This window comes from Thomasclavelia cocleata, assembly GCF_900102365.1.
GTDB classification, from domain to species: Bacteria; Bacillota_I; Bacilli_A; order Erysipelotrichales; family Coprobacillaceae; genus Thomasclavelia; species Thomasclavelia cocleata.
Genome location: NZ_FOIN01000048.1, coordinates 1 through 19,221, shown reverse-complemented (window position 1 = coordinate 19,221; position 19,221 = coordinate 1). Strand labels below are relative to the sequence as shown.

At 28.8% G+C, this 19,221-nt stretch carries 21 protein-coding genes and 1 tRNA gene; 4 read left to right on the top strand and 18 right to left on the bottom strand.

Annotated features, from left to right (window positions below):
* The 11 genes from BMW96_RS12285 to BMW96_RS12240 form a co-directional block, all read right to left on the bottom strand.
* A partial coding sequence (locus BMW96_RS12285) for a PD-(D/E)XK nuclease family transposase (RefSeq protein ID WP_177165850.1) occupies positions 1-308 on the bottom strand: 308 nt, incomplete at its 3' end.
* Between the two features lie 184 nt (positions 309-492).
* Positions 493-579: an IS3 family transposase gene (locus tag BMW96_RS14860; RefSeq protein ID WP_143050752.1), complete on the bottom strand. Its 87-nt coding sequence runs from the start codon at positions 577-579 to the stop codon at positions 493-495.
* A gap of 236 nt (positions 580-815) precedes the next feature.
* Positions 816-3,413 carry a cation-translocating P-type ATPase gene (locus BMW96_RS12280; RefSeq protein ID WP_092356453.1) on the bottom strand — a complete coding sequence of 866 codons (2,598 nt, stop codon included), beginning with the start codon at positions 3,411-3,413 and terminating at the stop codon, positions 816-818.
* Between the two features lie 581 nt (positions 3,414-3,994).
* On the bottom strand, positions 3,995-5,044 hold the full coding sequence (locus BMW96_RS12275; protein WP_092356450.1) for a GTP pyrophosphokinase: 1,050 nt from the start codon (positions 5,042-5,044) through the stop codon (positions 3,995-3,997).
* A 76-nt stretch (positions 5,045-5,120) separates the two neighbouring features.
* Positions 5,121-5,402 (bottom strand): hypothetical protein, encoded by a 282-nt coding sequence (locus BMW96_RS12270; protein ID WP_092356447.1) that lies wholly within the window; start codon positions 5,400-5,402, stop codon positions 5,121-5,123.
* Positions 5,402-5,833: a GNAT family N-acetyltransferase gene (locus BMW96_RS12265; protein ID WP_092356444.1), complete on the bottom strand. Its 432-nt coding sequence runs from the start codon at positions 5,831-5,833 to the stop codon at positions 5,402-5,404. Before BMW96_RS12265 ends, BMW96_RS12270 begins: the two co-directional genes overlap by 1 nt.
* Before the next feature lie 15 nt (positions 5,834-5,848).
* Entirely contained in the window at positions 5,849-7,222 is a 1,374-nt protein-coding gene (locus BMW96_RS12260; RefSeq protein WP_092356441.1) for a UDP-N-acetylmuramoyl-L-alanyl-D-glutamate--2,6-diaminopimelate ligase, read from the bottom strand.
* Positions 7,223-7,383: 161 nt separating this feature from the next.
* Complete coding sequence (locus BMW96_RS12255) at positions 7,384-7,824, bottom strand: hypothetical protein (protein WP_092356438.1); 441 nt, start codon at positions 7,822-7,824, stop codon at positions 7,384-7,386.
* A complete protein-coding gene (locus BMW96_RS12250; protein WP_157796020.1) occupies positions 7,825-8,304 on the bottom strand; it encodes an RNA polymerase sigma factor in 480 nt (159 codons plus the stop codon).
* A gap of 112 nt (positions 8,305-8,416) precedes the next feature.
* Positions 8,417-11,017, bottom strand: coding sequence for a cation-translocating P-type ATPase (locus BMW96_RS12245; protein WP_092356432.1), 2,601 nt, complete (start codon positions 11,015-11,017; stop codon positions 8,417-8,419).
* 192 nt (positions 11,018-11,209) lie between these two features.
* Positions 11,210-12,079 carry a diacylglycerol/lipid kinase family protein gene (locus tag BMW96_RS12240; protein ID WP_092356429.1) on the bottom strand — a complete coding sequence of 290 codons (870 nt, stop codon included), beginning with the start codon at positions 12,077-12,079 and terminating at the stop codon, positions 11,210-11,212.
* Positions 12,080-12,760: 681 nt separating this feature from the next.
* Between BMW96_RS12240 and BMW96_RS12230 the strand changes: the two genes are divergently transcribed.
* Positions 12,761-12,835 (top strand) — tRNA-Arg (locus tag BMW96_RS12230).
* Between the two features lie 161 nt (positions 12,836-12,996).
* On the opposite strand, the gene BMW96_RS14250 is transcribed toward BMW96_RS12230, so the two are convergent.
* Positions 12,997-13,140: a hypothetical protein gene (locus tag BMW96_RS14250; protein WP_157796019.1), complete on the bottom strand. Its 144-nt coding sequence runs from the start codon at positions 13,138-13,140 to the stop codon at positions 12,997-12,999.
* A 972-nt stretch (positions 13,141-14,112) separates the two neighbouring features.
* On the opposite strand from BMW96_RS14250, the gene BMW96_RS14245 reads away from it, so the two are divergent.
* Both BMW96_RS14245 and BMW96_RS12225 read left to right on the top strand, forming a co-directional pair.
* Positions 14,113-14,280 carry a hypothetical protein gene (locus BMW96_RS14245; protein ID WP_169924250.1) on the top strand — a complete coding sequence of 56 codons (168 nt, stop codon included), beginning with the start codon at positions 14,113-14,115 and terminating at the stop codon, positions 14,278-14,280.
* Positions 14,281-14,529: 249 nt separating this feature from the next.
* The gene (locus BMW96_RS12225) at positions 14,530-14,838 is read left to right on the top strand and encodes a hypothetical protein (RefSeq protein ID WP_092356423.1); all 309 of its coding nucleotides are present in this window, start codon (positions 14,530-14,532) and stop codon (positions 14,836-14,838) included.
* Between the two features lie 325 nt (positions 14,839-15,163).
* On the opposite strand, the gene BMW96_RS12220 is transcribed toward BMW96_RS12225, so the two are convergent.
* Positions 15,164-15,364 (bottom strand): helix-turn-helix domain-containing protein, encoded by a 201-nt coding sequence (locus BMW96_RS12220; protein ID WP_092356420.1) that lies wholly within the window; start codon positions 15,362-15,364, stop codon positions 15,164-15,166.
* A gap of 291 nt (positions 15,365-15,655) precedes the next feature.
* Between BMW96_RS12220 and BMW96_RS12215 the strand changes: the two genes are divergently transcribed.
* Positions 15,656-16,321, top strand: coding sequence for a helix-turn-helix domain-containing protein (locus BMW96_RS12215; RefSeq protein ID WP_092356417.1), 666 nt, complete (start codon positions 15,656-15,658; stop codon positions 16,319-16,321).
* Positions 16,322-16,563: 242 nt separating this feature from the next.
* Here the strand turns inward: BMW96_RS12215 and BMW96_RS12210 are convergent, their stop codons facing one another.
* From BMW96_RS12210 to BMW96_RS12180, 5 genes are all read right to left on the bottom strand, one after another.
* Positions 16,564-17,754, bottom strand: coding sequence for a site-specific integrase (locus tag BMW96_RS12210; protein ID WP_054343984.1), 1,191 nt, complete (start codon positions 17,752-17,754; stop codon positions 16,564-16,566).
* A 77-nt stretch (positions 17,755-17,831) separates the two neighbouring features.
* Positions 17,832-18,035, bottom strand: a complete 204-nt coding sequence (locus tag BMW96_RS12205) for an excisionase (protein WP_022582750.1) — start codon at positions 18,033-18,035, stop codon at positions 17,832-17,834.
* A gap of 363 nt (positions 18,036-18,398) precedes the next feature.
* Entirely contained in the window at positions 18,399-18,647 is a 249-nt protein-coding gene (locus BMW96_RS12190) for a helix-turn-helix domain-containing protein (RefSeq protein WP_021364212.1), read from the bottom strand.
* A gap of 3 nt (positions 18,648-18,650) precedes the next feature.
* The gene (locus BMW96_RS12185) at positions 18,651-18,830 is read right to left on the bottom strand and encodes an RNA polymerase sigma factor (RefSeq protein ID WP_472573232.1); all 180 of its coding nucleotides are present in this window, start codon (positions 18,828-18,830) and stop codon (positions 18,651-18,653) included.
* Between the two features lie 124 nt (positions 18,831-18,954).
* A partial coding sequence (locus BMW96_RS12180; protein WP_143050751.1) for an integrase core domain-containing protein occupies positions 18,955-19,221 on the bottom strand: 267 nt, incomplete at its 5' end.

The following is a 19,221-nucleotide window of genomic DNA, read 5'->3' as shown; positions in this document are numbered from 1 at the left end:
GCTCCATAAAACTGAAATCTTGCTGATTCACTGTTAGAGCTGCCTGCCATCTGCATTTCTATGTCAATAATTCTGCCAGTTTCATCAACAGCACAAATATCTAAAATAATATTTTTAGCAAGAACAGTATTTTGATTGATTTCAGGATTTTTAATAATCATTTTTTTACAGTCGATATTGGTAACAAGTTTAACGATGTACTTTCTTAACATTTTAGATTCATCAGTATCTCTGGAAAGAAGATATTTAAAGAAAAGATCATTATTAAATTTAACCAAATCATTTTGATAACCAATTACTTCACTCATACAATAATCCTCCTATTATTTTTTACAAAATAATTAAGAGGATTACTTTTAAAAATCAAATTTTTATAATCATATATTACTATTAACAGTCAAAAATAAATACTGATAATATGAAAATACATGAATGAATACACATTATCATGAAAAAACAAGATTGGTTATCAACACTTTTCTTAGACATCTTTTATGAAAACATCCTATATTCTACAAGACTCATGTAATTTAAAACCACATGAATTCTGATATTGTTGTACCAATTAACATAAATCAAGCAATTCTATCTCTAATTGAATAGAGTTCTCTAATCTCCTATTAAATGCAAAATAGATTTTAATTATTTTATATGTTACTTCAGCTACAACATTGTCATACAAGCGCCTTTTCTACTTAATTTCTCCTACTATAATTTTAACATATCTATTATGCGCTTAAAACATTGCATCTTTTTAAATTAATAAAAAACAATCACTAATTACAATGATCGTTTTTTATCAAGAATTTATCTTATCATTTACCTCTATGACATAGCTTAACAATTTCACAAATAACCACTGTTAATAAACATAATCCTATACATATCAACCATTGTGTAACATTTAAGCATTGAAGTTTAAATATAGAACTTAACTGCGGAATTAAAATTAGGATAACTTGTAATAAAATTCCTATCACTAATGCTCCCCATAAATAAATATTATTAAATAAGCGTTTATTTAAAATTGAATGATGAGACTTAACATTAAACGCATGTACTAATTGACATCCACATAAAGTAATAAATGCCATTGTCATCCCTGTTAAATGATCCATTTGATTACCTATTGCATAAGCAATTAATGTTAATACACCAATCATTACACCCTGCCAAGCAATTGTAAATCCTAATCCCTCAGAAAAGAAATTTTCATCTTTTTTACGTGGTTTGCGTTCCATTACATCGGGTTCTGTAGGTTCCATTCCTAATGCAAAAGCAGGTAAACTATCAGTAATTAAATTAACCCACAATAAATGAATTGGTAATAGTGGTACCCCGAAATCAAATGATGTAATTAACGAAATAACAGAAGCACCAAAAATAGTAATTACCTCACCTATATTACTTGATAATAAGAACTGAACATCTTTTTTAATATTATCAAATATCCCACGCCCTTCTTTAATTGAAGTAATAATAGTAGCAAAATTATCATCTGTTAAAATCATACTAGCTGCCCCTTTAGCAACATCAGTACCAGTAATTCCCATAGCACAACCAATATCAGCTGTCTTTAAAGCTGGTGAATCATTAACCCCATCACCTGTCATAGCAACAATTTTACCTTTAGATTTCCATGCTTTAACAATTCTAACTTTATGTTCAGGAGCAACTCTGGCATACACTGAATATTCTTCGATATGATCAGCTAACTGCACATCTGACATCTTTTCTAGTTCACTACCCATAACAGCTTTTTGATTTGATTCTAAAATACCTAAATTTCGAGCAATTGCACTTGCTGTAATTACATGATCACCAGTAATCATAATCGTTCTAACTCCAGCTTTTTTAGCCTCAGCTATAGCCTGTTTAGCTTCTTGGCGAGGAGGATCAATCATTCCTACCATTCCAATAAATGTTAAATTATTTTCAACTAACTCGCTAGTAATTTCACCTGGTTCTTCTTGCCAATAACGAATTCCTAAAGCTAACACACGAAGTGCTTCGTTAGACATTGCCTCATTTACTTTAGTAACTTCATCTAAATCAAGATCTTTACAACGACTAAAAATAACATCTGGTCCTCCTTTAGTAATTGAAAGAACTTTTCCTTCATGTTTTACAAAAACGGTCATCATTTTACGATCAGAATCAAATGCCAGTTCATTAAATCTTGGATATTCTTGTGACAATTTTTCTTTAGTAAAACCTTTTTCTAAGCTAGCTTTTACTAGGGCAGTCTCAGTAGGATCACCTATTAAGATTTCTTTACCATCAACATTACTAATACTGCCATCGCTACATAAAGTAAAATAATTTAATAATTCATTTGTTTCTTTACTACACATTTCAATTGATTCAATTTGCAGTTTATAGAGATACGTTTTTACAACTGTCATTTTATTTTGCGTTAATGTTCCTGTTTTATCAGAACATACAATTGACGTACTTCCTAAAGTTTCTACTGCTGGAAGACTCTTTATAATTGCATTTTTTTTAACCATTCTTTGCACACTTAAAGCTAGAACTACTGTAACAACAGTTGCTAATCCTTCAGGAATCGCAGCTACTGCTAATGCAATTGCAGTTTTAAATGCTTCTAAAACAGTTAAACCTGATAGCATTTCCATAAAGAAAACAACAATGCAAATTACAATACATATAACACCTATACTTTTTCCTATTTGATCTAACTGATCTTGAAGTGGTGTATTTTGATTTTTAGTCTGTTGCAGCATTGTCGCAATTTTACCAACTTCATTATCCTCACCAGTTGTTGTTACTAATGCTACACCTCGTCCATAAGTAACATTACAAGAAGCATGTACCATATTAGTTCGTTCTGCTAAAGGAACATCCTCTCTATCAATCAATTCACTTGTCTTTTCAACTGGTACACTCTCACCAGTAAGAGCACTTTCGTCAACTTTTAAATTAAAAGCTTCAATTAAACGACCATCACTAGCAATACTATCACCCGCTTCTAATACTAATAAATCTCCAGGAACAACTTTGCTAGTATCTATAGTAATTGTAATTCCATTACGAATTACTTTAGCTTTTGGACTAGCCATTTTCTGTAATGCTTCTAAAGAACGCTCAGCATTACTCTCCTGAACTAATCCTAAAATTGCATTAATGATAACTACTATAATAATAATAGCACTATCAATCCATTCAGTTGGTTCAACAACAATACTAATAATAGCAGCAATAATTAAGATAATTGTTAAAGCATCTTTAAATTGTAAAATAAATCTAAGTAAAATTGATTGTTTCTGTGTCTTTTTTAATTCGTTTGGTCCATATTTTTCAAGATTTTCTTTAACCTGTTTATCAGTTAAACCATTTTTTAAATCTGTTGAAAATTTTTGAGTCAATTCTTGTAACTGTTGATTATAAAACATTTTCATCTCTCCTTTTTATGATCATTTATCCAAAAACGAGACTCTTATCGTATTTGCATACAATAAAAGTCTCGTTGTTTAATTACGATCCGGATATACCTATCGAGTTGACGACTCGTAAACCTTAATGGCTAACTACTCCCTTTTATATATACTATTTTATCATCATGTATTTTACAAAGCAAATATATCTCTAAATATTATATCCATCTAATATTTTATTATTCTACATTTTTCACAAAATAAAAACATTAACTAACATTCTCACTAATATACATTAATTATTATTTAATGTATTCAGCAAAATACTCAGTAACCTATTCTTAAAAAATATTTAACATCACCACAAGGTTCTAATACAATAAATTCTTTACTTCCTTTTTATATCTTTGCTGTGTCTGACTCAAATGCTTTTTTTGTATAAATAATAATTTCTGTTTTGCCTGCATATTAAATATCCTTTTTCATCCCCATAATTGCCTATCCATATATTAAACATATGCTTAATATATCTTGTAATAAAACCACATATACAAATTCTTCATCAATCAAGCAAATATTATTGATCATAAGTAAATTATTTAAACATTTTTTAAAATACTTTTTAATTTAATTAATCGCTTCTTAAAAGCATTACTTGAAATAAATTGATTAGTAAACTTTTCAAATTCATCTTCGCTTTTTTCAATCACTAAAATAAAGTAACACAAATACAATAGTGGAATATCCCCAGAAATTACATTAAGATTACTCCTTGTAGTATCTTCATATAATACATAAGCATACTTTTTTATCAAATGATGATACTGTTTTAATCTATTATCAACTTCTTGTAATGTTTTTAAATTTAAATATTTAAGCATACTAATAATATTTTTAAAATTACCCTGACTAGCTTTCTTTGCTTCTAACTCTTTTATAAAAAAACTAATTAAATCAATAAACTCAGGACTCTTAATTTTAAATACATTTAATGATTCTTTATCTAGTTTTGCACTTAAATACGATAACATTAATTGATTTTTATAAGCAAAAATTTCATTTTTTATTCGCAAAAATTCTTCATCCGCTAATTCTAATAAACTAGCTAAACGTGAAAAACTTCTTTTAATATCATATGGAATTTCTTCTTGTGATTTATAACCTAAATCATGTTCTATTTCAGCCCAAGTATATTGTAAGATTGAACTAATTTGAATCTCAAACTTCAAATCATAATAATTAAAATCTGTATTAAATTGAATCTGTCCATTATTTATTTGAACTACATAATGAAGTGAACGATAACCAAAACGATCTGGATCAATAGTTTTTCTTTTATCAATTGAATTATCTCTATCAATAACAAATCTTTTTTCAATTAATTTAGAAATTTGATCAACAGTATCAGAATAATAAGTTATTATCCTAATACCAACCAAATCAGTTATTTCCTGAAGTTTTTGATATTTATTTTTGAGCTCAATTTTTTTAGTTAAACTATCTATATTTTTAGTACGACTTGTAATAGAATGAAAAGAAATATGTTCATTATTCAACAAACTTCTAATATAATCTTCAACTAGTCCTCTAAATTTCTCATAATATAAATAATTTTTCTCATACTCATTAACTATCTCTTTATTATACATATACTCTATCCTAACTGCATATCTATTATGCCATTAATAGTCATTACCAAAAACATTAAAGATAATAAAGTCTAATTTAATGCATATTCTTAACTCGCCAACAATCATTTGAACGACTATTACCATTATTCATCACTACAATATTAATCTTTCGTCTTTTTTGATATATATCTTCATTAATCATTTTATTAATTGCTGAAATACGTTTATGACCGTCTTGACAATAATATTTATCATTTTTAATTATTACTTTAATCGGAAATGATAAACCAATTCGTTTAATCGATTCATACATACTGTCAGTAAAATCTTTTTTTTCATATATAATCTCGCTAATATCTACTTGCTGTATTCTCATCAAATATTTTCCTCGTTTATACTTAAATTCCGATAAACCAAATCCTCACGTTCAATAAATCCTAGCTTTTGCCAAAAGTTATTTCCATTTGTATTATCACTAAATACAACTAAAGCAACTTTATTTATTTCTTCAGTTCTTAGTGACATTAAACATTCTTTAACCAATGCACTAGCAATTCCTTTTCGACGATATTCATTTTGAACTGTTAAATGATAAATATAGCCTCTTCTTCCATCATTACCAGCCATAATCACACCAACAATCTTTTCATCAACAATAGCAACAAAATTAGTATCAGGATTACGTAATAAAAATCTTTTAATTCCTTCTTCACTATCATCAAGGCTTCTAAGACCCATTCCAGAAGTATTTTTCCATAAATTATAGACCGACTGATAGTCACTAATTTTTAATAATCTCATTTTCATCATTAAACACCAGAATCATAGACCCTTTATCTCAAGATATTTCAACACTTCTTCTTGATCACTAAAATGCCGTTTACCAGTTTTTGTTTCCTGATAATCTTCATGTCCTTTTCCTAAAATCATTAAAATATCATTATTATTAAGTAAATCCATTCCTTTTACTATAGCATCATGACGATCTACAATAACTTCAAAGTTATCACTAGTTAAATCAACTGTAATATCATTTAAAATATCTTCTGGCTCTTCTTTTCGTGGATTATCACTTGTAAAAATGACATAGTCACTATGCTCAACAGCAATTCTACCCATAATTGGACGTTTTAAAGGATCACGATTTCCTCCACAGCCAATAATTGTTATAATTCGTCCATTTTTAAATTCTTCAGCACTTATTAAAACATTTTTAACAGCATCTGGAGTATGAGCATAATCAACAAATATACTATTGGTACCATATTTAATCAATTCCATTCGTCCTGATGGAGTTTTTAGTTTATCGTTTAATAATAAAATATCATCAATTGCGAAACCTAATCTATGCACTAAAAGTAAAGCAGTTAAATAATTATAAATATTATAACGCCCTACCATATTTAATGATGTTTCATAATTTTTATTTAAATAAGAAAATTTAAATGTCGTTCCTAAATGCGAAAAACATACATCTTCAATCTTTAAATCACCATCTTTATCACTAATAACAATATTATTATTTTCTGGTAATATAAAATGCTGATAATAAGGATCATCTCCATTAATAATTGCAATTTTTTCATTCCTTGTTTTTTCAAATAATTTCCTTTTAGCATTAGCATAATTTTCTATTGTCTTATGATAATCTAAGTGATCTTGAGTTAGATTTGAAAAAGCTACCTCATCAAACTCTAAACCATAAATTCGTTCTTTATCTAAAGCATGGGAACTAACTTCCATCACAAAATATTCTACTCCATGATCTTTTGCTTCTAGTAACATATTATATAGTACATCAACATCTGGTGTTGTATTGACCATTGGTTTTTTTACATCTCCATAATAAAAACCAACCGTCCCCATATAAGCTACATTTTGTTTTAACATTTTTAAAATTTGATAAATCATCAAACAAGTCGTTGTTTTACCATTAGTACCTGTAATTCCAATCAACTTTATATCCTTAATTAAAGGATAATAATTTTTATATAAATAATCTTTTAAATATTCTCTTGTACTTTTTACTGTAATTGTTTCAACACTATAATTACCATGTTCTGCAATTACTCTACTAGCACCATTTTTAATTGCCTGTTCAATATAATCATGACCATCTCTAATAACATTTGGGATAGCTATAAATGTATCTCCAGGCTTTACTTTTCTTGAATCTGTTTTTAATGCAACTTCCACAATTTTCACCTCATTTTCTCTTATTATATTATAAATATTAGTCATACAAAAGAAAAAGTATACAAATTAGTTTTTTTATTTATACTTTATTATAAAAATAAATGATAAAACATAATAAAAAATCTCATCTACCATTAATAAGTAGTGAGATTAATAATTTTTTACTCATTTTTTATTATAATTTCTGTTTTTGAATCAGTATCATTCCCTGAATCTTTTATTTTAATATCAGCCTCAAGTCCTTCTTTTTCTAATTCACTTTTATTTATATCTATTTCATTTTCACTTTGTTCAGTTTCATGCTTATATTTAATCCATATATCACCATTTTCATCAGTATACAAGTCACCTGAGATTTCTTTTTCCTGATTATCAGTACCAATAAGAATAACTTTAATTGTGTTTTTAACAGTATTACTAATTTTACCATTTGTTGCAGCATCAACTGTCCCTATTCCACCCAATAATAGAAAACATATAGCAAAACTAAATATTACTTTTTTTAATTTGTTTTTTTTCATAATTTTATTCCTTTCATAAAGAGTATAAGCGATTTTATCATTAGCCATAGCTTTTATTTTGTTAGTATCAATTTGCTGCATTTATTCTTTCCTCCTCAATTTTTTTCTAATCCTATGTAATTTTACTTTCGTATAATTAGTTTTTTGATTATTCATTTTAGCAATTTCTTTAATCTTATATCCTTCAATATAATAAAGATGAAATAATTCTTTTTCTTGGTCTGTTAATCGTTTAATCTTTTCTTCAATAATTAACATTCGATTAAATTCATCTTCTTTATATCCCTGCTCATTTAAAATTTGATCATCATATTCAATATACTGCTTATTTTGTTTTAATTTATTATAAGTACAATTTTTAGCAATTGTTGCTAAATATGCTTTCATATTGGTTTGAATCTTATTTTGGTTTTTCCAAAAAAGATAAAATGTATCAGCAATAATTTCTTCTATATCTTGATAAGATAAGATATCTTTTGCAATATTATAAACAATCGTAAATACATAATGACTATATTCTTCAATAATTAAATCAATATTTATTTCAACATTGTTTTTCAAATTGATACCTCCCTTGAATCGATTCACTATATAGACAATAAAGATATCATAAAGGTTACAAAAAAGGAAAGATATTTTCAACTTTCCTTTTTGCTTATTATTAGCCCAAAATTTATCTATTTCTAACCCATTTAATAAATTGAATAATTGGTAAATTAGCCAAAGCTAAACCATAAACAATCAATAATTGTTCTATATTTAATGACTGCACTTTAAATATCGTTTGTAAAAATGGCATTGTAACAACTAGAGTAATTGATACAAATCCAATTAAAAATGCCCATTGTAAAAACTTGTTATTAAAGAAACCTTTTTTAAATAATACAGGATTTTTTGATTTACAATTATAACCATGTACCAATCTTGATAAACAAAGTGTTGCAAAAGCCATTGTACTAGCTAAAACAGAATTTCCATTTTGATAGCCAATCATAAATGCAATCATTGCCATAACTGCAATTACAAACCCTTCAATGCCAACACTAATTAAAAATGTTTTAGTCAATATTGATTCATTCATAGGGCGTGGTTTTTCATTCATTACATTTTTACTATGTGGTTCCAACCCTAAAGCAATCGCAGGAAGACTATCCGTTAATAAATTAATAAATAATAAATGCACAGGAGCAAAAGGAACTGGCAATGCCATAATAGAAGCATATAATACTGCTAAAATCCCCCCAAAATTTCCGGATAATAAAAACTGGATTGCATCTATAATATGAGCATAAACATTACGTCCATTTTCAATTGCTTTTATGATAGTTGCAAAATTATCGTCAGTTAAAACCATAGATGCAGCGTCTTTAGAAACCTCACTACCAGTAATTCCCATCGCTACACCTATATCTGCCTGTTTTAATGCTGGAGCATCATTTACCCCGTCTCCTGTCATGGAAACAATATTTCCTTTTTCTTGCCAAGCACGAACGATACGAATCTTATGTTCTGGTGAAACTCGAGCATAAACACGTTTATCTTCAACAAATTGTTGCAATTGTTCATCGCTTAAAGAATCAATTTCACTACCCTCAACAGCTTGTGAATCCTTAGTTAAAATACCAATTCTTTTCGCTATTGCTGTAGCGGTTACTTTATGATCACCTGTAATCATGATTGGAATAATCCCTGCTTTCATACATTCTTTTACAGCCTCTGCACTTTCTAATCTTGGTGGATCCATCATCGAAATCAACCCTAAGAAAATTAAATCATTTTCATCTTCGGATAATAAAACTTTTTCACAGTCAAACTTGCGGTATGTTATCGCTAAAACTCGTAAACCATTTTTTGAAAACTCCATATTCATATCCTGGATATTTTTTATATCATTATCAGTTATTGGCAAAACCTGACCGTTTTTTCGAATATATTTTGCTCTTTTAATTAAAACATCTACAGCACCTTTTGTAATCATTGTATAACCATCTTTTAAAAGATGAAATGTAGACATCATTTTACGATCGCTATCAAATGGTAATTCACTTAATCGAGGATAAGCATTTCTTACCCGTTGAGCTGGTACCCCTAAACTATCACTTAAATTGATCATTGCTGTTTCTGTAGGATCTCCTATTTCTTGACCGTCAATATTGGTAGAATCATTACATAATATACTTAATCGCATTAAATCTTTGTGTAGAGAATTTGATGGATCAATATCTTTGGCCATAATTCTTTTTTCTTCAATATAATAATCTTCTACAGTCATCTTATTTTGCGTCAATGTCCCTGTTTTATCAGAACAAATAATTGAAACACTTCCTAACCCTTCAACAGCTTGTAATTTACGAATAATAGCTCCCTCTTTAGCCATTTTCTGGGTTCCAAAAGATAATACTATTGTTACAATAGAACTTAATGCCTCTGGAATTGCTGCAACAGCTAAAGCAACAGCAAACATAAAAGCATCACCAATATTACCACCTTGGAAAATATTTAAAGCAAATAATAAAACACAAAAAGCCATAATAATAATCGATAATTTCTTACCAAAATTATCAAGATTAACTTGTAATGGAGTTTTCTTTTCAGAAGTTGATTTTAATAATTGAGCAATCCTTCCTACTTCTGTTTCCATTCCAATTCCAGTAACTAAAAACATTCCCCGACCATAAGTTACAAAACTACCTGAATAAACCATATTACTACGATCACCAAGTGGAACTTCACCTTCAATAACCTCAATCGTTTTTTCAACCGCTAGACTTTCACCTGTAAGAGCACTTTCATCAACTTTCATACTAGCATTTTCAATAATTCTACCATCAGCTGGAATATAATCTCCTGCTTCTAAATATACTTCATCACCAATGGTTACTTCTTTACTTGAAATCTCAATAACTTTACCATCACGTAAAACCTTAGCATTTGGTGAAGATAATTCCTTAAGACTATTTAATGATTGTTCAGCTTTGACTGTTTGGACTGTACCTAAAACAGCATTAATAGTTATAACTATTAAAATTACTAATGCACTTTCTAAATCACCTAAAAATCCTGATATTAATGCCGCAGAAATTAAAATAATTACCAAAAAATCTTTAAACTGCTCTAAAAATATTATTGGAATACTTTTAGCTTTTGCTTCAACCAATTTATTAAGACCATATTTTTCCTGATTTTTCTTTACTTGTTCATCACTAATTGGCTTTAAAGTACCATTTATCTCTTTTCTAACCTCAGTTATTGTTTTGTTGTAAAATACTTTCACTTTTCTCTCTCCTTTTTAACACAATAAAAGCGAGGCTTTTATTGCACCTTAAAAATGCAATAAAAGTCTCGCTACTTCATTACGTTCCGGATGATCAACTCATCGTATTGACGAAAGCGTAAACACTTAACAGTGCCAGCTACTCCCTTTTACTTATTACATATGATAAATATATTATTTACAAAAGTCAACCTATTTTTTATATATTACAACTTTTAATAAATTCTTAACAATTTCTAAATGATATTTCCCTGGAGGATAAATTTCTCCATCAATATTAACATTCTGTTTTGTTTCTAAATCTAATTCTTTTAACTTATTATGATAATATAATCTACCTCTTTCAAGTTTTCCACTGAACAATAAAATCAAATAATAAGGTATTGAACACTTTTTTAAACTAGAAACAAGATTAATATCAATAAATCCATCATTTAGAGCAGCATTCTTACCAATCTTGAATCCTCCACCAAAATATTTACCATTACAAAATGCCCCAACAATCAAATTCTCTTCATAAATTTTTTTCCCCTCATAATAAAGAGTAGTTGGATATAAACGATATTTTGATAATCGTTTCACTAAAACATTAGCATACTGTAATGCATGTGGCAAATATTTTACTTGTTGATAATTATGAACATTATTAGCGATATCACTATCAAATGCACAGCAAAATATATTAATACAATAAATATCATTTACTTTAATTAAATCAATTGATTCCGACTTTAAATGTAATGACATCTTCAAAAGTTTATAGGGATTATTAGTATAACTAATTGTCCTAATAAAATCATTTCCTGTACCAGCAGGAATAACAACCAATTCATTATTACTGCCAATTAATCCCTGTATTATCTCATGTACCATACCATCGCCTCCCACAGCATAAATACGATAACTGCATTTTTGATAACTTTTTGCTATTTTTGTAGCATGTCGTGGATATTTAGTATACTTAATTTCATATTGGTAGTCTTTCATTACATCCAAAATCATCGTTTCAATTCTTGTATTTTGCAAGTTAGGCTTCATAATAAATATATGTTTTTTATTCATAAAATATCACCTTTTTTATTCTATCAAATTTCTTTGAATAATGGGAATATTTTTTTCAATTCGGCAATAATTTATTAAAAGGGTGATTAAATGATATATATAATCAATATTTTTCTTGGCTGTATTTTTGTGTATTTTGACCTCCATGGTTATAATAGTAATTTTATTAAATGGTTAATAAGTTTTAATTCTTTTATATACTTATTTTTAATAAAAGCTAATGTTTACGCTGTTTTAGCAACAGCTATAACATTTATTGCTGATTATTTTCTTTTATTTACAAATCATTATTTAACTGGAATTAGTTTATTTATAATAGTTCAGCTTACATATATGCATCTATTAAAATATTATATCTACTTTCCTTTTTTATTTCTTATTTTTATTTTTATCAATCCTTTAATTACTTTGGCTTTTATTTATCTTTGCTTTAGTTTATTAAATCTTTTTCATAGTTTTAAAATTTCTAAGAGTTTTTTTTCAGCTATTATTTTACTCTTATGTTGTGACATAACAATTGCTTTAACTCACTTACAATTAATAGATTCAGCTTATAATCCAATAATCTGGCTTTTCTATATCCCTAGCCAACTTTGTTTTATTTATAGTCAAAAAATTTTACCAAAATCCATTCTTTAATATTTATTTTTAATCTTATTAATGTTATAATTTTTTAGTACTGTCCTCATAGTGAAATGGATATCACATAACCCTCCGGAGGTTAAGTTGTAGGTTCGATTCCTACTGAGGATGCCATATTAGTCAAAACCCGCTATCTAGAGCGGTTTTTTTGTTAAAAAAATAATCGTGCAGTACTCGTGCAGTAAATTTTTTTATTAAGTTTCTTTCATAACCTAAAAAATTTATATTAATGTTATAACCAAAATTTTAATATTTGAAGAACAAAGCACCCAAATTTATCGGATGCTTTCTTTTATAATTTCCTTTAATTTATCCCTAATTTCATGCAATTCATCAACCGTCTTCCCAATATTTTTATCAGCTTTTAGTTCCTCTACAGTTTCGTTTAGCTTTTTACTTATTTCCCTTAACTCCTCCATTTTTCTTCCCTCCTTAAATATTCTACAACAAAACTATAAAATATTCAGACATATTTTTATAGACTAACAAGGACTATAAAGCGAATTTAAAGGATAAAAAGCACCAGAAACAAAGACTCATTCTACAAAATATCAAAAATCATTAAACAAATTAGGTCTATTGATTTAGGGTATTAAGGTTAATATATAAGCGAGTATTATCATAATTGGTATGTGTACTATTTTTTATCAAATCCTAAACTTGTATACCTGCTATATTCCCATTGAAATCTGCTGTATATCTAGACAATATATTTTATTTTTCATATTAGCAATTACAAATATATTTAATTGAAAACTATCTGTATATGCAAATTTTCTATAACTTTAGAAGAATTTAAAGATATCATCTCTTGAAATACTATACACAGAAAAAGTCACATCATAAGCAATCTTATATCTAGCAAGTTCAGTTTCAGTATTTTTATCCATTACATATATAATGTGAATCAATCCCAAAATTATTTATTGTAATTGTATACCAACCATAACCAATTATTCATGACGATATAACACTTAAAAAATCCTCCTCATCTACATCAAGATCAACATCACTTGACTACCATACATCTACTTCCTATACTTGACCTGATACTACAACCATAACTGCTATTATTATAAAAATCCTACCAATTTTTCTAACTCTTTTATCTTACTTTCCCAAATGCATTCAGATATTTAATCTTTTTTATAATAATATAACTATAATATGAAAGTATTTTTAATCAAAGATTGACTAATATACAAAAAAATTACCTTTTTATACCATTTTATGAACATAGAAATACAAATCATTAAAACTTCCTTTTATTATTTCTTTATTGTATATATTTTTATGATAATATTTATATTCTTTCATTATCTCTTAATAAAAAATTATAAAATTACTTCTATTTTTTATGAATCTGTTAAAAATAATCTTGAGGTGATTTTATGAATCTAAAAGATAAAAAGAAACTAGAAGCAGAAACAGAGTTAAGAAGATTAGAAAATGAACTAAGAATACTGCTTACAACCACCAGAGATCAACAACGTATCATAGACTGCAAGCATAATATCCAAAAACAAAGGCAGATATTGCAAAACATTAGATATTATTAAAATTTCGTATTGCTCGACTTTTATATTTCATATTGTACTTTAATAATAGAGAACGCTTTCTTTATCATTATTATTTATTTTGCAAAATAACAAAATAATAAAACTGTTGCAACTAATAAAAGAAGAATTGATTATAGTAAATTCACATTTTTAATTTATGATGTACAATATACCAAATAATAGTGGAATGGGTCTATATTGTGATAAATTCACAGCTCCATACACTATAAATTTTAACTAGAAAACAATATGAAAATATCAAAAAGAGCTATTATTGTAACACTTTTTGTGATTTCAATGGTTTTAGTTATAATATGCGCAATTATTGACGGAAACTCAGATCCTTATTCTAATACAACCAAATATCTTAAAGATACTTTTGATAAAAATGAATATGGTGTGACAATTATTGATTCAAATAAAGAAGAAGATGTTACAGAGTCTTTTATTTCAGAAAATAAAGAACTTTATGAAAACGGTGATTGGGATGCAGTTATGGAAAATTTCTTATCAGGACATTATCATTTACAAATTGAAAGAAATTCAGATGAAGAATGATTTTAACATAAAATATAAAATGAGGTTAAATGTCTTAGCCTTTTATTATATTTTTATATAAACAATAAAAACCAGCATTTAGCTGGTTTAATCGGGAAACATCCAAAAACAACTTTTAATATAATAAGCTAAAGTATTTGTATTGTGGATATCTCTTATGTGAGCATTGAATTGTCTTTTATATGTTTCCTCTATGTTTATACCTCTTAATCATTTAATTTATTGGGATAATAAGTGGAGAGATAAACACAAAATTATTATACATTAATAAAGCTAGACATAAAAGAGATATAATGAATTTGTCCTTAAATAAGGACAAATTTAATTATTTATAGTCTGATTCATATAAATCTTCAATCTTTATTTTTAAAGCTATTGCGATTTTTTCCAACTCAAATAAAGTTGGACTGATTTTACCATTTTCAATATTATTAAGTGTAGTCTTACCTATTCCACATAACTGTTCAAGCTCTCTTAAAGATATATTATGTAAATAACGTATTTGTGCAAGTTTAATTATTATCATAAAACACCTCTATCGAAGTATTTCCAAAAATACTATTTTAATTCACAAAACATATGCCAAAAAAATAGAATCCTATTTCACAAAAAAACTATGTTTTATAAATTTAATGATAATCTTTTCTATGAATACATCAATATTTCTAAATTACATAATATAATAATGTTATTTATTGTATAATAAAAATATCTAAACTAATACATATCAATTCTCATAAAAAATAAAAAAAATCATTAGTACATATGTACTAATGACGTAAAATATGTTTTAATATATAATATAAGAACTAAAAAAATGAAAGGAATTTTTATTATGGGTGTTGGTATACGATTAAAAAATATATTAGATGAAAAAAATATTACACTAAAAGATTTATCATTAATATCAGGTGTGTCTTTAAATACTTTATATGGAATAACCAAAAGAGATAATGACACAATAAAAAGTGACATATTAACTAAAATTGCAGGTTCTTTAAATGTTCCACCTCAATATATTTTAGGATTAGATGGTTATGCTCCACAATGGACAGATGAAGAACTTGAATCTTTTCCAGATGGTTTTATTGATACTAAAGACGGCCTATTAAATGAAATTTTAAAAATCTCAAGAAATTTAACTACTGAAGGACGGATTAAATGTTTGGATTTTTTAAAAAGTATCGAAAATAAAAATTTAGATAGTAATTTTATTTCTGAAGAGAAAAAATATCATGAGTGGGATATGACTAGATTAAAGGAAATATCTAAAATGCATGATGAAGGAATTGTTTCAGATTTAGATTATCAAAAATTAAATTTAATGCTTTCTAAAAAACTCTATATTCCTTATCTAGAAGATGATGAATATGAAAAAGAAGGTCAAAAATTACGAGACTATATAAGAAAAGCGGAAGAAAGATTAACTCCAGAAATTCGCGATAACAAAATTGCATCTCTTTTTAATGACGATCTTGATTAAATTATGTTATTAAACTAGCCAAGGCAGCTCTATTTTCGTGCAACTATATCTTTGGCTTTTTTACCAGAAAAACTTACTAAATTTCTGATTATCTTTTCATAAGTTGGTAAATGCCGATATATCCCGTATTTTCGGGCTGTATGGGCATTTTCTTTTTGGAAGATACCTCGCATAAGCTGGCATTTACCAGCATGAAAATGCAACCAAAAGTAGTAAATAAGTAGTAAGATACATTTTCGATATTAAGAAGCCAGTCTTTCCAATTCTGCCTTTGCAGACTGGAAAGTACCGTGAGCGTAATACCCTAATGTCATGGTTATGTTTGCGTGTCCCATGATATATTGCAGGGTGTTAGGGTTCATTCCCTTATTTGCCATGTTCGTACAGTAGGTATGTCTGAATGAGTGAGGAGTAATGTTTGGTAACTTGTCCTCATGGGTCTTATTGTACTTTTTAATCAGCCCACGCACCATACTTTCATAATTTCCTGCTACCTTTGGCAGTCCCTCACGGTTCAAAAACAAGAAATTGCTGTAACCACCAACAACAAGCGGTTGTGCTTTTCCTCGATTCTTTAAAATTCGTTTGAGTGCTTGATATGCTCTTTCTGTTAATGGAAGCTCTCGCTTACCGTTCTTTGTCTTAGGTGTTGAAATATAGTAGCCCACCTCTGTATCACGCAATAGCTGGTGGTCTATGTTAATCACACGGTTAAACATATCAATGTGTGTAGTCAGTCCGCATAATTCAGAGATACGAAGTCCCGTTTCCAGCAGAAGAATAACTTCATCACGATACTTGCTGTAAATATTATCCGTTTCCATAAAGGCAAGAAGTTTTTCTTCCTGCTCTGGTGTCAAGATAACTTTAGGCTCTGTATCATCTTCCAGAACATCACTTAACTTGAAATTGAAAGGATTTTTTCTGATACAGTCGTCTTGTATCGCCATATAGAATGAAGCCTTTAAGGAACGCTTATAGTTATCTATCGTCTTGTAAGAATAACCTTTGCCATTCATTCTGATAGCCCATTCTTTAGCGTCGGACTGTTTAACCGTATCAATCGCCCTCATACCTAATGGGTCATTTTCCAGTGCGTTCATAAGATACTGTCGTCCTATTTCCGTGTTTCTCTTGATGTTCTTTTTCTGGTTGTTCTTCTTTGCATAAAGCTGGCAGACTGTCATTTTACCGCCGATAGTGTCGATACCGTCGTCAAGGTCTTTTTTTATCTGCTTTTCTTTTTCCCTCAATGATTTACCATCACGTTTTCCAGCAGGTGTTTTGTCTGTCGGTACAAGTTTCCAAGCATATACAAACTGTGGCTTCCCGAATATATCGGTATATTTATAAACGTATCTTCCGTCTTTTCTCTGGCTCTCTCCAAGACGCAAATTGCGTCCTTTACTGTCTTGTCTTTTCATTTTTGACATAGTGTAAAGCTCCTTTCCGTCATGGAATGAGCCGTGATACGTTACTAATATTATACCATATCTACGGCTCTAAGACATCAGATTTCGTCCAGTGTATCAATAATTTTTTCAAACTGTTTTCGCTTTATCTGAATACGATTTCCATTGACGATAACCCAACCAGAGTCCAAATTTTCCTCGGCAAGTTTACGCAACTTCTTTTCCCCGATACGAAAATATCGGGACGCTTCTTCTATACTAAGGGTGTATTTTTCCCAAATTGGCACATCAGTATTGTTCACGTTGCAACACTCCTTTCTGTGTGTCTTATCATAAGCAGACAGACGGCTTTGGAAAGCTCCGCTGGTATCTCAACCAATCTCATTCCTATGAGCAAAACCACCTTTGGGACGTATCATTATTCTGTGATAACAGGTCATGGCAAAGTGACCATTCCACAAGTCGCTCTCGGATCACTGCGTGGGTCGCTCGCTTTCTTGTCAGAAAGGTCATGGCGTACAGTCCCCGTGGCTCGCTGTATCACAAACGTATCTGTCTGCTTTATTCAGTTGTCAAAGAACAGTTGGCGAAAGCGTAGGCTTTCGTGTATAAAAGCAGGACAGGAAAGAGGATTTTAACAAATCATGCCCTGCGGTCACTGCTTGTTATTCTTCTTCAATTTCTAAGGCAATATCAAACCCCAAAATCATTTTGATAAGTGCTTCTCGGATAAGTCCTTTTAACTCCATATCTACGACGATATAGACATTGCCATATTCATCATAGAGAGGACGCAGACAGCACTTTGATATGTACGGGTCATAAAACGCAAGTACCTTTTCAATCGCTTTTTCGTCCCCGTCCATAGCCTGCGAAAGCAAGTAATAGGACGGCTTCTTAAATGTGTGTTTCATTTGCTATCTTTTCTCCTTTAATAGTTTTCTCATAAGTGCCAATGAATTGTGGCGGTTCTGAAAAACTCCACTTCTGGAAATATTCTGCTTTTGGGCAATTTCTTCATTGTTCATTTCCAAAAAGTAATACATCAGTAAAGTTTCTCGATTACGTTCGGATAACTGTTTCAAGGCTTCTGCCAATTCATCATCATAGACACGTATATCATTACCGCATACATTGAAAATCGTATAGTCTGTTTCGTAGTCGTCCCAAACTGCTAAGTGGTCCTATGTCAAGAATTTGGACTAACTAAATGTAAGAAATTTAGTTAGTTTGTTCTAATATATACTTTTTTTCATAACTGTCTGGTGATAAATATTCACAATGTGAGTGGATTCTTACTGTATTATAGAATCCTTCTAAATATTCAAATACCAGCTGATATGCCTGATAATAATTCTTTATTCTGAATCTGTTAAGCCATTCTCTTTTTATTATTGCATGATACGATTCTATACATGCATTATCCCATGGATTACCTTTTCTTGAATAGCTGCGTATCATTCCTTTTGTTAATTCTTTATACTTTTG

What these genes read in the sequence shown, in the direction of transcription:
- BMW96_RS12280 (WP_092356453.1), bottom strand. Translation starts at nt 3,413, where the DNA reads ATGTTTTATAATCAACAGTTACAAGAATTGACTCAAAAATTTTCAACA.
- BMW96_RS12275 (WP_092356450.1), bottom strand. Translation starts at nt 5,044, where the DNA reads ATGTATAATAAAGAGATAGTTAATGAGTATGAGAAAAATTATTTATAT.
- BMW96_RS12270 (WP_092356447.1), bottom strand. Translation starts at nt 5,402, where the DNA reads ATGAGAATACAGCAAGTAGATATTAGCGAGATTATATATGAAAAAAAA.
- BMW96_RS12265 (WP_092356444.1), bottom strand. Translation starts at nt 5,833, where the DNA reads ATGAAAATGAGATTATTAAAAATTAGTGACTATCAGTCGGTCTATAAT.
- BMW96_RS12255 (WP_092356438.1), bottom strand. Translation starts at nt 7,824, where the DNA reads ATGCAGCAAATTGATACTAACAAAATAAAAGCTATGGCTAATGATAAA.
- BMW96_RS12240 (WP_092356429.1), bottom strand. Translation starts at nt 12,079, where the DNA reads ATGAATAAAAAACATATATTTATTATGAAGCCTAACTTGCAAAATACA.
- BMW96_RS14250 (WP_157796019.1), bottom strand. Translation starts at nt 13,140, where the DNA reads ATGGAGGAGTTAAGGGAAATAAGTAAAAAGCTAAACGAAACTGTAGAG.
- BMW96_RS14245 (WP_169924250.1), top strand. Translation starts at nt 14,113, where the DNA reads ATGAATCTAAAAGATAAAAAGAAACTAGAAGCAGAAACAGAGTTAAGA.
- BMW96_RS12225 (WP_092356423.1), top strand. Translation starts at nt 14,530, where the DNA reads ATGAAAATATCAAAAAGAGCTATTATTGTAACACTTTTTGTGATTTCA.
- BMW96_RS12220 (WP_092356420.1), bottom strand. Translation starts at nt 15,364, where the DNA reads ATGATAATAATTAAACTTGCACAAATACGTTATTTACATAATATATCT.
- BMW96_RS12215 (WP_092356417.1), top strand. Translation starts at nt 15,656, where the DNA reads ATGAAAGGAATTTTTATTATGGGTGTTGGTATACGATTAAAAAATATA.
- BMW96_RS12210 (WP_054343984.1), bottom strand. Translation starts at nt 17,754, where the DNA reads ATGTCAAAAATGAAAAGACAAGACAGTAAAGGACGCAATTTGCGTCTT.
- BMW96_RS12190 (WP_021364212.1), bottom strand. Translation starts at nt 18,647, where the DNA reads ATGAAACACACATTTAAGAAGCCGTCCTATTACTTGCTTTCGCAGGCT.